We start from the raw sequence: 15,290 nt of genomic DNA, 5'->3' as shown, positions 1-15,290 counted from the left end.
CCTCTGGCCGCACGGCAGCAGCCGGTGCGCCGGCTTGGCGGCTGGCAGCTCGCCCCCGGTTGTGCCGCTGGGGTTACTTGAGCTGTTCGCCGTGGGATTACACAGTGCTCGTCGGCGTGCCCTCGACGCGGGACTCTTCGTGGCTTAGCCCTGCCTGGCCCCGTATCGTCGTCGCCGTGACGGCTCGGTACGACTTCAGCGCGGTTGCACAACGACGACCCGCCGTAACAGGTGTTGTCTCATCACCGATACTTCGTCGATGAACCACGAATTCGAAGCACCGTCCAACTCGGTGTCCGGGTCGGTGTCCGGCTCCGTGGTTCAAGTCGGAAACATAACCGGCCACGTGGTCGTACACGAGGCCCCCGGGCAGCTGCCCTATCGGTTCGGGCCGGTGCCCCCGTTGGCAGGCGCCTTCCAGGACCGCGCCGAACTCGGCATGATCACCATGACTGGGATCGATCACAGGGTGCCCACGACCATCCTGTCCGGCCTGGCTGGCGTCGGTAAGACTCAGGTCGCCGTCGCCGCGGTCGAACGTGCGTGGCGGAGCAGCGAGATCGACCTGCTGGCGTGGATCAACGCAGGGTCACGGGATGCGATCGTGTCCGCATATTCGGCGTTGGTCGCCGAACTCACAGGTATCGCCGACCCCGAGCCGGACTTGGCACCTCAGCGCCTTTGGGCGTGGTTGTCCGATACCTCCGCCCGCTGGGTGGTGGTTTTCGACGGCCTGGAGTCGCCGTCGGACTTGGACGGCCTGTGGCCACCCGCCGTACGGTCGGGGCGCGTCCTCGTGACGACCCGCCGCTCCGACGGCGCACTGCGCGGCCGTCGGCGTCGGCTGGTCGAGGTCGAGCTGTTCTCTCCGGCGGAGGCGGATGCGTATCTGCACGCCGTGCTCGCCGACGAACCGGCGCTTCTCGACGGCGCCGACGAGCTGGCGCACGATCTCGGGTATCTCCCGCTGGCGTTGGCCCACGCCGGAGCGTATATGCTCGACCGGCACATGTCCTGTGGCCAGTACCGGCTGCGGTTCGCGGACCAGCGGGTGCGGCTGTCCAGGCTGATTTCGGAACCGGTCGCGCTCCTCGACTGGCATCGGGCGACAGTGGCGGCGACCTTGTCGCTGTCGATGGAGCAGGCCGACCACCTGTCGCCCATCGGCGTCGCCCGGCCCTTGCTGGAGACCGTCAGCCTGCTGGACTCCGGCGGCGTTCCGCTGGAATTGTTCTCGACCGGGGTCGTCCGCGAGTTCCTCACGGAGCGAACCGGGCGCGCGATCCGTGCCGAGGAGCCACGCGAAGGCCTGGACGTGTTGCGGCGCCTGGGCTTGCTCCATCTCGACCAGCGTGCCCTCGTTCCGGTGGCGTTGGTCCATCCGCTGGTTACCCGCGCGGTTCGGGACGGCCTGACCGAACCGGCGCTGGCAGAGCCGGCGCGAGTGGCGGCCGACAGCCTCATGGAGCTGTGGCCGGACGTCGAATACGACCCGGCCATCGGCGCGGTGCTGCGCGCGAATGCCGCCGGGCTCATCCAGGTCGTCGGAGACGAACTCTGGCAGCACGGCGTGCACCCGCTGCTGGTGCGCGCCGGACGCAGCCTGGGGGAAAGTGGCCAAGTCGCCGAAGCGGTGGCCTATTTCCGCAGGCTCGCCGACACCGCGGACGCCCGCCTGGGCGCCGGGCACCCCACCACGTTCGCGATCCGGGCTCAACTGGCCATCTGGCGCGGCGAGGCGGGCGACCGGGCCGGGGCCGCTGCCGCTTTGGCCGAACTGGTCGACGATCAGCTCCGGGTACTGGGCCCGGATCACCCCAACACCCTGACCACCCGCAACAACCTCGCTTACTGGCTCGGGGAAGCGGGCGATCCGGTGGGGGCGGCCGCCGAGCTCGAGGCGGTGCTCGCCGACCGGATGCGGGTGCTGGGTGCGGACCATCCCAACACCCTGACCACGCGGAACAATCTCGCTCAGTGGCGCGGGGAGGCGGGTGATCCGGCCGGGGCGGCCGCCGCACTGGCCGAGCTGCTCGCCGATCAGCTTCGGGTGCTGGGCCCGGATCATTCCAACAACTTGACCACGCGGAACAATCTCGCTCAGTGGCGCGGGGAGGCGGGTGATCCGGCCGGGGCGGCCGCCGCACTGGCCGAGCTGCTCGCCGATCAGCTTCGGGTGCTGGGCCCGGACCACCCCGGCACCCTCACGACCCGGCACAACCTGGCGCAATGGCGCGGCAGGTCGGGTGATCCGGCCGCGGCGGCCGCCGAGCTGGCTCAGTTGCTCGAGGACCAGAAGCGCATCCTCGGGCCGGACCATCCCAGCACTCATACCACCCATGCCAGCTTCGCCCAATGGCTGGCCGACAACGGGGATCCGCGGCGCGCCGCCGAAGAACTGGAACTGCTGTTCGCCGAGACGCGACGGTCGTCGGATCCCGACCACCCCACCTCGCTGGTGAGAATGAGCAGCCTGGCCGCTTCCTACCGCCGGCTCGGCGAGTACCAAAAGGCCCAGAGACTGGACACGGACGTGCTCGACCGCCGTCGCCGGCGGCTGGGCCCGGATCATCCCGACACGCTCTCGTCCGCGACCAACCTCGCCATCGACCTGCGCCTGCTCGGCGAGTACCGGGAGGCGAAGGAACTGGACCGGGACGTGCTCGACCGCCGTCGCCGGCGGCTGGGCCCGGATCATCCCGACACGCTCTCGTCCGCGACCAACCTCGCCATCGACCTGCGCCAACTCGGCGAACACGTGCAGGCGCTGGCGCTTGATCGCCTCACTGCCGCTCGACGGCGGCGGCTCCGACCGGGCAGCCCGGACACCCGGCGCGTGGAGCGAAGCGTCGCCACCCAGGAAAAGGGATCGCCAAGAATCTTCCTTTCCCACCCGGCGAACGACACAGCGATCGCCCACGCGATCGTCCACGCGCTCCAAGCGAACGGCATGGTCGTCCGCACCGCGGGCATGTCGATCGCGCCCGGCGCGAAAATCGGCGGGGCGATCGAGCGAGAGCTGGAACTGGCCGACGCGGTGGTGGTCCTGCTCACCGAGACCGGGATGCACCGGGAACAACGGCGCGAGATCGATCTGGCCTTGCGCCGTGACGCTCTGACCATCCGCGTTTCCGTCGGCTCGCTGCCGCCGGACGTGGAGCGGAGCTTCCCGTTCTCCCTCTTCTCTCGGCAGGGCATCCGGCTCGATACCGCCACGCCCGACGCGCTGGATGCTCTGGCCACCAGCGTGCTCCGTGCGGTGGAGGCCCGGCGGGAACTGACCACGAGCTCACCGCCCGACGGCCGGACGGCCGAGGTGGCGAGCGCGGCGACCATGGTGCGGGACGCGTTCGCGGCGGCGCATCGGCCGCTGCGGTTCGACGACCAGGTTCCGGGACTGCTGTGGCCCGGCCCGGTGTGGGTTTCCGACGACGCGCCCCCGGCCGACCTGGACCAGTTCGCCCACCACCTGTCGCACGGGCAATTGGGCTATTTCGTGCACACCGCGGATCTGTCGCGGCACGCCCGGAGCGCGCTCGACGAGATGCGGTTAAGCGGTACCCCGGTGATCACCGTCAGCGCGAGGTCGCTGAGGGCCGCGTACGCCGACCAACGCGTCGCCGGTTTCCTCACCGAGCTCGAGCGCGACTATGGCAACCGCGACAACCTGTTCGACACGAAGAACGCGCTGATCGACGAACGGTTCCTGTACGGTCGCGACCTGTTGCTCAACACGATCGGCAGTGCGCTGCGACGGGACGAGAACGTCCTGATCACCGGGCTGCGCAAAGTGGGCAAGACCAGCCTGCTCAACATTCTGCGCCAGCGGCTGACCGACCGGCCGGTGTGCGTGGTGGACCTCCAGCGGTTCGACCGGCACAGCGAGGACTGGCCGGGCAGCCTGTTCAAGCTGATGGAAGCCGCGTTCGACAACTGGGGACGCGCCGAACACGAGGATTGGCCGTTCGCGCCGTCGTCGCCAGCCACCGCGACGGAGCTGGAAGCCGCACTGGACGACCGGCAGGCCCACCTGCGGTTGCAAGGGAAACCGGTCAGGAACCTGGTGGTCATCCTCGACGAGCTGGAACGGGTCTATCCCGCGCCGGGCGAGGACCATGCGGCCCGGCAGTGGGTGCGAGCGACCGGCGCATTGCGCGCGCTGGCCCAGAGCGATCGTCGCCACGTCGTGGTCGTCGGAGCGGACCTCCGCCCCAGTGTCAACCGGGACAACGACCTCGGCCCGGCCGGCACCAACCCGTTCTTTGCCTTCTTCCAGGAAGTGCCGGTGACGCTCCTGGATCGCGACGCCGCCGAGCGGATGGTGCGGGACATCGGTCAGGCGATGGCGATCGACCGGATCTCCGGCGGCTTCGTGCGCGAGTTGTTCGAGCTGACGGGTGGCCATCCGTCGCTGATCCGCACGATCGCCGCCGAGGCGAGCCGGGCACGCCGGGACAGGCACGCCTTGACCGGAAGCGACCTGGCTGCCGCATTGGACCGCCTGTACGACGACGACGCCATCGGGTTCTTCTTCCGCAACAACCTGTGGCAACTCATGACCTCTGCCGAACAGGCTGTCGTGCGCAATCTCGTGCTCCGCCAACCGATCCCGGAGTTCGTCCCGAAGTCGGCGCAGCGCGCGGCGCGGGCGGCGCTTCGGGCGCAGGGCCTGATCGGCGATTCTGTCCACATCGGACTCTTCCGGCCCTGGCTCCGGGACGAGGAGTGCTGACCGGATGCCGAACCCTTTCCTTTCCCCGGATCTGTTCGTCGGTCGGGACGCGGCGTTGTCCCGGTTGGCCGAAGGGCTGAGTGAAGGTAGGTCAACGCTGCTCATCGGCGGGCGCCGCGCGGGCAAGACGACGCTCACCCGTCACCTGACGCCGGATCTGGTCGGCCGTGCGCTGGTGCGCACAGACGTGAGCGGCTGGGATCTGACTTCCGAGCAGGCGGCGCTCGGCGCGCTGCTGGGCATCGCGACAGGCAAGCAGGAGACGACTCACGACAGCGCCTCCCGGCACGAGGTGGCGACCGCACTGCGCGACGCGTCGCCGCTCGTCCTGGTGATCGACGAGGCCGACAAGGTCCTTCTCGCCCAATGGGGTCCGGGCTTCTTCGCCTTCCTCCGCTGGCTGGACGACACCCATTTGCGCCGCGACATCGCCATCCTGCTGGCCGGGGGGCCGGTGCTCGCGTCGTTCCGCGATCCCGAGGACAAAGGGTCGCCACCGTTGAACACCGCGGAATCGCACTTCATCGACCCGCTGGAACGTGAAGCGGTTGATAAGCTGGCAGCTGGCGTGCCCGGCATCGACGTCGACAGCCTGATGGAACTGTGCGGCGGCCACGCCTGGCTGACGACGCGGCTGCTGGCGGCGCTTTATTTCGGGATGTTGCCCGAAGACGCGCAGGACGATGTCTTCGACTCGGCCGCGAAGACGTTTCAAGTGTGGGAACGGCAACTCGGCGAAGGCGGTCGAGCTCTGCTGCGCTGCTTGCCTGCGGGCGGCGTCACCCGTGCGCAGCTGCGTCAGAAGCCCTGGTCGAGGCATCGCGAGGCCGCGCGCCTTGGCCGCAGCATCGGCGCGCTGCGGCTCGCTGGCGGTCGGCTGCTGCCCGGTCCGAAGCTGTTCAGCGACTGGTTTCTGGACCGCGACCCCGGCGAGCTGCAATGGGACCTCGCCATCTCCTACGCCTCCGAGGACGAGGCACTGGCCCGCGAGATCCACCGGCGACTGCGCACGGAGTTCAAGGTCTTTTACGCTCCTGAGGAAGACGCGGCGCTCTGGGGTACGAACCTCAGCAAGGTACTGCCCAACACCTACGGCGTCAGCAGCCGCTATGTGCTGGTGATCAGTACCGAGATTTACGCGACGAAGTACTGGACGCAGATCGAGTATGAAGAAGCGGCGAGCGAGGCCCCGGACCGGATCCTGCTGTTGGACTGCGGGAAGCTGCCGGACAACATCCCCGACGGCGTCGTGTACCGAGGAAGTGCGCCCGCGCAGATGGTGGGTCTCGTTGATGCTCTGCGCCAAAAACTTGCCCGCTGACTATGCCGGCTGATCTCGACTACGCGTCCTCGTCGATGCCGAGTTTCGCCATCCATCCCTCGTTCTCGATGGAGATAACGCGCTCGCACGCCTGCACGAAGGCGTCATCGTCGAGGCCGCCAGCGCTGGAACGGCGGGCCAGTAGTCGCTCCAACTCGTCCGCCGTCCGGGTGAATTCGATTTGCTGGTGTTCGTAGCGGGCGGCGCTGACGTGCGCGGCAATAGCGGTCGCGACCGTGGTGACCACGCCGATCCACGCCGACACTGCAGCGGCGGGGAACACTGCCACGATGGCGCCCAGCGCGGCCGCGAACGCCCCGAGCCCGACCTCGAACCTGCGTCCCCACCGCACTCGTTCGGCCATCTTCCGCGCCTTCGGCCGGTAGTAGGTCTCGAGCTGGCTCAGCACGCGCTCTTCGGCGTACGAATCGGTGCCGTCCACGAGCGGCAGCTGCCGCCGGACGGGCTCGATCCCGGCGACGTGCTTGAGCAGGTCCCCCGCGGAGGAGGTCAGCTCTTCCAGCCGCCGCTGCCCGATCGCCTCGCGGTTCCCGTCTCGGTACGCCCCGGCACCGGCGAGGTAGCAGTAGACATCGGCCTTGAGCGCTTCCGACACCGATCGCGCGCGCGTCCAATCCCGGACCACCTGCGGTCCGGCTCCGGCGATGACGTACGAGGCGAGCGCGAGGGCGATACAGGAACAGGCGGCGAGAACCCGCCCGGGAACGGCGGCGGTCTCGAGCAGCTCGGCTGACGCGGTTCCGAGCACCGCCCCCGTGATGGTGAGCGTGAGGGCGGTCGTCCGAGCACGTGAGACGCGCGCCTTCAGCTGGCCGGCCGCCTGGGACCAGACGCTCTGCCGGCGCCAGAGCAGGGTGACAGTGGGGTCGGTCATGAGATCATCCTGGCTGCCCGCAGGTCCCAGGCCAAGCTTCTTGTGTCCTCAGGAACTCGAATCCGGACTCGGCCGGCCGAATCGGTCGCAGACGGACTCGACCGTGGCCCCGCCGCCGATGCTGACTGAGGGGTTCGGAACTTCCGCACAAGGTTAATGAACGCGCAATCACCGTCACCGTACGTCGCGGCAAGCACGCCGGTCGCAGGGCGTCGCGGTGCGGCGGCGTATTCTTCGGTTTCGTCGGCGGCTGGGTGCCGATGCGGGACCGCTGCGGTGGTCGTGTAGGCCCGGCCGGCCTCCGAGAGCTGAACTGGGACCTGGGATGCTGGATGACGTGAGTGGGGGGAACCCGGCGCGGCGAGTATTCATCAGCCACACCTCGGAGCTACGGCGGCTGCCAGCCGGGCGGTCGTTCGTCGCCGCAGCCGAGTCAGCTATCCACCGTGCGGGTGACACGCCGGCCGATATGAAGTACTTTCCGGCCAGGGACGAGACGTCCGCCCGAGTGTGCGAGGAAGCAGTGGCCGCGGCGGATGTTCTCTTACTCATCGTGGGTTTTCGCTACGGCTCCCCGGGTGCGCGAACGCCCCGAACTTTCCTACACCGAATTGGAATTCGAAGCCGCGGCCGAAGCCGGTTTACCACGGCTGGTGTTCTTTCTCGATACTGACACGGGGGGCACCGCCGAGCTGTTCCGCGACACCCAGTACGGAGGCCGCCAAGACGATTTCCGACGAAGGCTGAGGGACTGCGGGCTGGCTGTAACGTCGGTCTCGTCGCCGGATCAGCTCGAGACCGCCGTATTGCACGCGTTGACCAGTTTGCCGCGGCCGGGTTCGGAGGCGCAGTCCCCTCGGGTGTGGGGCGTGCCGGCCCGTTCCGTGCAGTTCACCGGGCGTGAAGAACTGCTGGAGGCGCTGCGGACCGCGCTCGTAACCGGCCACCGAGCGATCGTCCAAGCCGTCCACGGCATGGGCGGGGTCGGCAAGACCACAGCCGCGCTGGAGTATGCGCACCGGTATGGCGACGACTACGACGTGGTGTGGTGGATACCGGCTGACATCGCGTTGATTCCGGACCGGCTCGCCGAACTGGCCCGTGCCCTCGGCCTGGCTGGCACCACAGATAGTGGTGACGTGGCACTCGCTCGGCTGCTCGGTGAGCTGCGGCGCCGAGAACGGTGGTTGCTGGTGTTTGACAACGCAGACCAGCCGGCGACCGTGGGCAAGTTCCTGCCGGGCGGCCGCGGTCACGTCATCGTCACATCCCGCAACCCGGACTGGAACGGTACGGCCAAGCCCTTGGCCATGGGTGACTTCACCCGATCGGAGTCGATCCAGGTTCTCTGCTCTCGAGCTGCCTACCTGGGCCAGGACGACGCCGGCCGGATCGCGGCAGCCCTGGGGGATCTGCCGCTGGCCGTAGACCAGGCGGCAGCTCTGCTGGCTGAAACGGGCTGGAGCGCACAGTACTATCTGGATCTGCTCGATGAGCGTGCCGAACAAGTCCTGGCACACGGTGAACCGGTCGGTGGGTACCCGGTGTCACTGGCAGCGTCCTGGGCTGACCTTCGACCGGCTCGCCACTGAGCACCCTGCGGCACTGGAATTGCTGACCGTGGCGAGTTGGCTGGCGCCGGAGCCTGTTCCGCTCAGCTTGTTCACCGACCACGCCGGTCCGCTCCCGCGGTCGCTGACTGAGGTCGCTGCGGACCCGCTCGCCTTCGCCGAAGTCGCCGCCGTACTTCGCAGGCAGAGCCTCGCTCGCATCACCACCGAAACCCTGCAACTGCACCGCGTTCCAGCTGCACTGCTCCGAGCGCGCACCTGTGGCGACAAGCCGGCTCCCAATGGCTGCTGGGACACAGTCGTCGTTCACCTGCTCGCCGGCGTCATACAGGGAACGGAGTGGGCGAGCCCGGCCGATGGGCCGCTCTGGCGACAGCTCCTGCCCCATGTCCTGGCTGTTACCGATTCACACCCGGAAAGTGGATTCGGTCGCCGAGCAAGTGGTTTGGCTGCTCGACCGCGCCGCCGCCTACCTCCACGCCCGAGGCGAACCTCGGCCGGCGAGTTCGCTCCTCGAACGTGTCTGCCGGCATCGCACGGAGGTATTGGGGGTGGATCATCCGGATACGTTGACCTCGGCCACCAACCTTGCGCTGGACCTGTCCAGCCTGGGCGAGCACGAGCAAGCTCGTATACTCAACGAAGAGACGCTTGCCCGTCGCCGCGCGCGTAGCCGGCGCGGCCTCGGGAATTGAGTACGCTGGTCGGCGATGCGTTGCCTGCCTCGACGGTCGCCTTCGTCAAGCGATAGCCGCCGAGCCGTCCGGGCAAGCCGCCCGCCGAAGTCACCGAGTTCTCGGCGTGGCGTGGCTCGGCTCGTGGTCATCGTGTTCGACAGCGACTGCCGCGTCGACCCCAGCCGCAACGGTCAGAAGAAGCTCGACCGGTTGCGCGCGTCAGGATGCGCGGTGCTGTAGCTGACCACCAGCGACTCCAACACCCCGATCAACAGAGCAACCGTCCGAGTGCTGACCGACCGGGTCATGGCTGCCCGCGCCGTCGGCCATGCCGCTACCGCTGCACTCCATGCCGTTGGCCGCCGTCAGTGAACCTAGCAAGCGTCGATGTCGTCCCGGGCGGCGAGCGCCGCCTGGCACGCTTGCAGGTCACGGTGGTTCCACGCCGCGAAGTAGACCTTGCGTACGCTGCTTTCGGTATGTGCGGCCAGGTAGGACACTGCGGCCTGCAGCAGCCGCGGCGCGATGACGTCCACGTGCCCGCCGCCGTTGCCGGTCCCCATCATCGGGAACACGATGCTGCCGAGGTTCTCCTCACGGAACCGCTCTTGGTCCATCCGCTCCAGCGCCCGCGTGACGCACTGTTCGACCTCGCTGATCACCTGGTACCCCGTTCCAGGCACGCCGTGTGTGGTCGCGGCGTGAAAGATGCGCTTGACGCCGCGGGTGCGGGCGAGCGCGCCGCTCCCCGTCACGTAGACCGATCCCGGCGTCACCGACTGCCTGTCCTTCAGCAGGGCGATCAGCTCGTCGGCGATCACGTCGTCGGTCACCTCGCCGTTGTCGTCCTTCATCGCACCCTCGTACCGGATGATCGCCGACAGCGACCGGTCGTAGAACCGTGCCATCTGCATGTTGACGTTCTCCGAGTTCACCCAGACGTCGATGCCGCGCCAATCGCGCAGATCACCGGTGATGATACTGATAAGCCGGGACGAGTCGGATCGCAGGCGGTACGGGTATTCCTTCGCGGCGGCGATGCGTTCCCGTTGCCAATCCTTGCGCGCTTCCTGCAATACCGCGAAAATCGGGCTGTCAACCCGGGATTCGAGCAGGCCGGTGCGGATGAAACGTGCGATCTCGGCACGTGCGTCGGCGAAGCTGCCGTTCGCCGATGGATAATCGATTACGCGCTGACCGGCGATGTTGAAAGGAATGTTCGTTCCTCGTGCCTTGGTGAGGATCGTCATCGCGGGCCGTAGTGCGTGGCGGACTCCCAGCTCGTAGAACACGTTGGGGTTGTTGGTGGTGATGTCGACGATGGCGAGGTCGTCGGCCGCGATGTGCCGGAACATGTCCTCGTGGATCGAGCCGGCGGTGGTGATCTCGTCACATCGGATGGGCTCGAAGCCCATCGACACGACCGGTTCGCGGAAGAGCTCATGGTAGACGACGTCGAAGTCGATCGTCTCGCCGTTGCCGTCCGTCTTCCGCCCAAACGGCATGATGATGAAGCACTTCTTCGGCGCCTGCGGCATTTCCTCAGTCCTCCGACGTCTCCGCTACTCGTACCGTCAACCAGGTCATCTTCCCCGCGGAGCTGGAGTGCTCTGCGGCCGGCCCGAATTCGGCGGCCATCAGTAGCAGGGCACGGAGGCTCGTCTCGTGGATCACGGCGAGCCCGCACTCGTCGTGCCGCCAGCTCGGGTACTGGTTGAGCACGACCCGCCGGGGCTGGTTGGCGCGCACGTAGCTGGCGACTTCGCCGACGACCTGGCGCATCACGCGCGCCAGCCGGCCGGGCTCGTCCAGCAGCTTGTGCCACGAGCGGATGAACAGGCTGGAACAGGGCGACCCCGGCCGCATCAGCGTGAAGAGCGAAACGTTTTCAGGATAAGCTGCGCGAAGGAGCAGGTCGTCGACCACGTGGTTGCCGGCCAGCACGTCGACGTGCTGGCCGGGGAAGCAGCCCACCTCCGGGACCGGCCGGTGCTGGGTCAGCACGGTGGCGTCCGGCAGTAGCCGACGGTAGGCCTGGCTCGCCGATTCGCGCGCCATCGGATCCGGCTCCACGAGCAGGATCGTGCCGCAGAAATTGAGTCGGGCAAGACCGTGGGCGACCTTGGCGCCGTAGCCGGGCCCGATCTCGATCACAGTGCCGGTGTTTGGCACTGTCCGCAACGCGTCGGCCCACTGGCCACCGAGGTACTCGTCCCAGTCGTCCATCGGCCTAGCCGACCCTCGACATTTCCAGCCAGGTGAAGTATGCGGCGCCCCGGAAGTCCGGCACGGGGACGCCAGCTCGTTCGCACCAGTTCGACGTCGTCGTGTGGTTCATCTCTGCGGGAAAGTACCGGACGGGCTTGCCGCTGTCGGCGAAGGCACGCACTTCGTCCGCCGTGTGTTTCCCGCCGCCGATGAACACTGCCTCGTCGCTGACGTCGACGTGCGCCTGCAACGTGGGTGTCGGCATCCGGGTACCGGGCCGGAAACCTCCCCAGGTCTCGTCCTTCACCAGGAAAACGTGGTCGCAGTAGGGTGACACCCGATGGGTGGCGTGGAATTCGCGGGCCACCGTCGAATGGATACCGGCAGTCTCGAATCCCCGCCTTTTCGCCAGGCTGTGCACTTCGGCCACACCGTCGAGCCCACAATCACGCAGGAGGGAACCGCAGTGCACTAGCACCGCTTCGGGCCGGTACCCGTCGAGAACCTCGTCGGTCGCCTCGCGCAAGATCTCTGGCCGTTGATAACCCAGCTCGCTGTAGCCGGCGAAGGTGATGACCCGTTTACCTTGGCTCGAAAAAAACGCCCTGATGGCGCACGGTGACGATATCGGCCACAATCGAGTGTCCCTGCCCAGTGCCACAGGACATGATGCTACCTGGTAGGAGTCTGTCAAACGAGCGATGTAACTCGGGTTGAAGGGGTCTACTTGCGTCCGGCGGCCAGGCGGCCGTCGAAGGCGATCTCGAACGCGTTCAGGGCGGGTTTCCAGCGCACGGTCCAGTGTTTGCGGCCGCTGCCGGGCGGATCCAGGCTCATGATCTCCATGCAGACGCATTAAGCGCCGCTTGCTCGTGGGAAGTGTCCGCGAGCTTTGACCGCGCGGCGGATGCGGGCGTTGGCGCTCTCGTTCGCGTTGGTCGAGCAGATCACCCGCCGGATCTCCGGACTGATGGGAAGTCGAGCAACCGAACCGATCGTTACGAATACCTCGCCCGGCGAGGTCGGACCGCATCCTCACGTGGGGTCGCGATGAAGAGGTTCCCAGGGTCGCCAATGGCTGGCGTCCGTCCTCGGGTGGGGATAAGCCAACTGGCCAGGTCGTGCTGTGATCGGCAACCAAGTCGCAGAGCATAGCGTAGCCGAGGTCTGCATCGGTTAGGTCGGCGCTGCGAAGGATGGTTCCGGTCAGCTGTGTTCCGGTGAAGCCGAGTCTCCTGAGACCTGCTGGAGTGGTCGGCGTAGGTCAATTTCACCTCGCGCAGGGCCGTGTCGGCCAGGACGGCGTTGGATGGGCATGCGCGCTCTTCGGCAGAGGGGACGTTCGAGCGGTGACTTCCGGAAGGCGCCGTGGGCGACGACGTCAAAGGCAACTTCGTTGCGGTCCGGGCGCGCTTAGTGTGTGCCATCGCGTCGGGTAGTTGGTCTGGTGTTGCAGCAGAGTCGCATGATCGTGCTGCGGCTGAGCTTCCCCCGGTTGTCCGGACACCTGACCTGAGGTGACCGCCGGTCACCAGGGAGGATGTTCTGGTGCCTGCACCACACCCGCCTGAGTTCCGTCAGCGTGCCGGCAAGCTGGCCCGTCTGGGCGACAAACCGGTCGTCGTACTGGCCAAGGACCTGGGCATCAGCGAGTCCTGCCTGCGCAATTGGATAGCCCGGGCCGACGCCGACGCCGACGCCGACGCCGACGCCGACGCCGACGCCGACGGCTCGGCCATGAGGCTGACCAGCGGGGAGAAGAAGGAACTCTCCGAGCTGCGCCGGAAAGAACCGGCAGCTCGAGATGGGGATGAGATCCTGCAACGCGCCGCGGCGTGCTTCGCGCGGGAGAACATCCTCCCAAGTAACCTTTCCGCTGGTCCATGAGCTCGCCGCGGACGGTATCGATGTCGCGGTGGCCTGCCGGGTATTGAACGTGTCCCGCTCCGGCTATTGCGAATGGCGCGACCAGCCAATGACCGACGCGGGGCCACGATGACGGTGCTGAGACTGCTCGAGCCGGTGACCCAATCACGACGCCGGTGCCTTCACGATCTGGGACCCGGTGGCTCGAGCGCGCCGAGCGCTGGATGCGGTCGCCTACGGTGACGAAACGCTGGCGCGCCGGGTGACTGCTATGCGGAGACGACCGAGCGCTGGCGGTCCGGGAGCGGTACTTGCCGATGCGGATCGACGACATGCCAGGCGACACCGGCGGCTGATGTACCAAGAGGTGCTCAGACCTGGCGGCTTCCACGACATCCCGAACGGAACGGAATTGAGGCCGGGCATGTGTCGAAGGCCAGCTGGTATGTGACGCATCGGAGGGACGGTCGTCGTCCTTGAGCTCTCCCTCAGCGCTGTTGGATCCAAGCAGCTCTACAAACTTCGCGTGAGCTGCATATATCACAGTGAGTAACTGATCGCGTAGGGTTTTAGGGTTGCATTTAGGTGGCATACAGGTAGCATGGGGGGACGCCGTAAGCCGGAAGCGGCTGCAGCAGGTCCTCATACGTCGATGACTGGGCGTTGCTGGACGGGAGCTGCAACAACAGTGGCGCCACGACCTAGGAGGCCTCATGCCGCCCGTTGATCTCGATATCGACGTCCACGAGCAGACCACGCGTCTCGACTTGCCGGAACTGGTCCGGCAGTTGATCGCCCATCTTGGGCCGACTCTCGTGGCCACTCTTGCGGATGTCCGGGACCGCAAGCTGCCGTACAAGTGGGCCAACCCCGAAGGGGCCACCCCGAGACCTGAGAGCCAGCAGAAACTGCTCGCCGCGCATCGGATCTGGGCGATGATCAGCGCGGCTGAAGGTGACAATGTGGCTCGAGCATGGTTCATCGGAGCCAACCCACGTTTGGGCGAAGAAGCGCCGGTCATCCGGCTTCGCGAAGGTCAGATCAAGGCGGTCCTCCAGGCGGCGAAGGCGTTCGTCGAGGGCGTCGACGACTGACTCGAGACGCGCCTGTCACCTCGTTGTGACGAGTAGTAACACGGACCCGTTCGAGTCGCGACTGTTCATTCATTGAGGCGCTACTGGCCTAGTGGCCCAGTCGACTGAAATGAGGGACAGCGTGACTCGCCGGGTGTGTTCTCTAACAGGTCTGAAGATCGAATCGTTTCCTCGGCGGCAGGTGTGGCGCATTGCCAAGATCTCGTATGGGCCTATGAATCCCCGTGAACGTCCAGAGATCGCCGATCGCGGCGACTGGGGTCGGTACGACGTTCCGAAGCATCGCACGATCTACGGCGCGACACCCAGGGAGTGCGCCTACGCCGAGTCGCTGGCCGCGCAACGGTTGAAGTTCGCTCCCGGGACTCATCACGATCTGAGGATCCGCGATCTGTTCGACGATGATGAAGACATCAGCTTCCACGATGAGATCGAACGCGAGTGGCTGGAGCGCAACCACATGCCTCCGGGCAAAGTCGCCGCCGGCTGGCGTCATGAACGCAAACTTTACTCGTTGCGGCTGCCTGCCGAGGGCTACTTCGTGGACGTCGAAGCAGCGGAGAGCATCAGTGCCATCTCGCGGGCATTGTGTATCGAGTGGCTCACGGTGGGAGCCCTGCGTGGTGAAGACCGTGCGCTCACCACGCGAGTCGCCGAATGGTTGTGGCACATCAAACTCGACGACGGGTCCTCTCCGCACGGAATCCGGTACGCCTCGAAGCACGGGAGCGACTGGTTCTGCTGGGCCGTCTGGCTGCGCCTAATGGACGACGGCGGGTCCGCGTCGGATGAACCGACTCTTGCGGATTCCGGCACAGCGATCGAGTCGAGCGACCGGAACAGTCCATTGCGGAAGGTTGCACTCATGAATAGCTTGACCGTTTTTTGATGTCTGATGAGGGTGTCGGCATCGGCGCGCGCTCCCA

At 66.8% G+C, this 15,290-nt stretch carries 13 protein-coding genes and 1 pseudogene; 8 read left to right on the top strand and 6 right to left on the bottom strand.

Going from position 1 to position 15,290, the window contains the following annotated elements; all coding sequences use genetic code 11:
• Positions 1 to 259: 259 nt before the first annotated feature.
• Together AB0C38_RS11620 and AB0C38_RS11615 are read left to right on the top strand one after the other, a co-directional pair.
• On the top strand, positions 260 to 4,732 hold the full coding sequence (locus AB0C38_RS11620) for a tetratricopeptide repeat protein (RefSeq protein ID WP_360670427.1): 4,473 nt from the start codon (positions 260 to 262) through the stop codon (positions 4,730 to 4,732).
• Between the two features lie 4 nt (positions 4,733 to 4,736).
• On the top strand, positions 4,737 to 6,053 hold the full coding sequence (locus tag AB0C38_RS11615; protein ID WP_360670424.1) for an AAA family ATPase: 1,317 nt from the start codon (positions 4,737 to 4,739) through the stop codon (positions 6,051 to 6,053).
• 19 nt (positions 6,054 to 6,072) lie between these two features.
• Here the strand turns inward: AB0C38_RS11615 and AB0C38_RS11610 are convergent, their stop codons facing one another.
• Entirely contained in the window at positions 6,073 to 6,948 is an 876-nt protein-coding gene (locus AB0C38_RS11610) for a DUF4231 domain-containing protein (RefSeq protein WP_360670421.1), read from the bottom strand.
• Positions 6,949 to 7,273: 325 nt separating this feature from the next.
• Here AB0C38_RS11610 and AB0C38_RS11605 point away from each other — a divergent pair, with 325 nt between their 5' ends.
• The 3 genes from AB0C38_RS11605 (at position 7,274) to AB0C38_RS11595 (ending at position 9,214) form a co-directional block, all read left to right on the top strand.
• Positions 7,274 to 7,621 (top strand): DUF4062 domain-containing protein, encoded by a 348-nt coding sequence (locus AB0C38_RS11605; protein WP_360670418.1) that lies wholly within the window; start codon positions 7,274 to 7,276, stop codon positions 7,619 to 7,621.
• Positions 7,527 to 8,540, top strand: a complete 1,014-nt coding sequence (locus AB0C38_RS11600; RefSeq protein ID WP_360670415.1) for an NB-ARC domain-containing protein — start codon at positions 7,527 to 7,529, stop codon at positions 8,538 to 8,540. The genes AB0C38_RS11605 and AB0C38_RS11600 overlap by 95 nt, the downstream gene beginning before the upstream one ends.
• Before the next feature lie 398 nt (positions 8,541 to 8,938).
• On the top strand, positions 8,939 to 9,214 hold the full coding sequence (locus AB0C38_RS11595; protein ID WP_360670412.1) for a tetratricopeptide repeat protein: 276 nt from the start codon (positions 8,939 to 8,941) through the stop codon (positions 9,212 to 9,214).
• Between the two features lie 356 nt (positions 9,215 to 9,570).
• On the opposite strand, the gene AB0C38_RS11590 is transcribed toward AB0C38_RS11595, so the two are convergent.
• From AB0C38_RS11590 to AB0C38_RS11570, 5 genes and pseudogenes are all read right to left on the bottom strand, one after another.
• Positions 9,571 to 10,734 carry a macro domain-containing protein gene (locus AB0C38_RS11590; protein WP_360670410.1) on the bottom strand — a complete coding sequence of 388 codons (1,164 nt, stop codon included), beginning with the start codon at positions 10,732 to 10,734 and terminating at the stop codon, positions 9,571 to 9,573.
• A 4-nt stretch (positions 10,735 to 10,738) separates the two neighbouring features.
• A complete protein-coding gene (locus AB0C38_RS11585; protein WP_360670407.1) occupies positions 10,739 to 11,422 on the bottom strand; it encodes a hypothetical protein in 684 nt (227 codons plus the stop codon).
• Between the two features lie 4 nt (positions 11,423 to 11,426).
• Positions 11,427 to 12,065, bottom strand: coding sequence for a hypothetical protein (locus AB0C38_RS11580; protein ID WP_360670404.1), 639 nt, complete (start codon positions 12,063 to 12,065; stop codon positions 11,427 to 11,429).
• Positions 12,066 to 12,127: 62 nt separating this feature from the next.
• Complete coding sequence (locus AB0C38_RS11575; RefSeq protein WP_360670401.1) at positions 12,128 to 12,250, bottom strand: hypothetical protein; 123 nt, start codon at positions 12,248 to 12,250, stop codon at positions 12,128 to 12,130.
• Between the two features lie 27 nt (positions 12,251 to 12,277).
• Positions 12,278 to 12,370 (bottom strand): annotated as a pseudogene (locus tag AB0C38_RS11570) (transposase); the annotation flags it as partial.
• 582 nt (positions 12,371 to 12,952) lie between these two features.
• Here AB0C38_RS11570 and AB0C38_RS11565 point away from each other — a divergent pair.
• The 3 genes from AB0C38_RS11565 (at position 12,953) to AB0C38_RS11555 (ending at position 15,253) form a co-directional block, all read left to right on the top strand.
• Positions 12,953 to 13,291, top strand: a complete 339-nt coding sequence (locus AB0C38_RS11565) for a transposase (protein WP_360670398.1) — start codon at positions 12,953 to 12,955, stop codon at positions 13,289 to 13,291.
• 692 nt (positions 13,292 to 13,983) lie between these two features.
• Positions 13,984 to 14,364: a hypothetical protein gene (locus AB0C38_RS11560; RefSeq protein ID WP_360670395.1), complete on the top strand. Its 381-nt coding sequence runs from the start codon at positions 13,984 to 13,986 to the stop codon at positions 14,362 to 14,364.
• Positions 14,365 to 14,485: 121 nt separating this feature from the next.
• Positions 14,486 to 15,253: a hypothetical protein gene (locus AB0C38_RS11555; protein ID WP_360670392.1), complete on the top strand. Its 768-nt coding sequence runs from the start codon at positions 14,486 to 14,488 to the stop codon at positions 15,251 to 15,253.
• Positions 15,254 to 15,290 lie beyond the last annotated feature (37 nt).

The sequence above is a fragment of the Amycolatopsis sp. NPDC048633 genome (genome assembly GCF_040650695.1).
Lineage (GTDB): Bacteria > Actinomycetota > Actinomycetes > Mycobacteriales > Pseudonocardiaceae > Amycolatopsis.
This window is presented reverse-complemented; position numbering and strand designations above follow the sequence as displayed.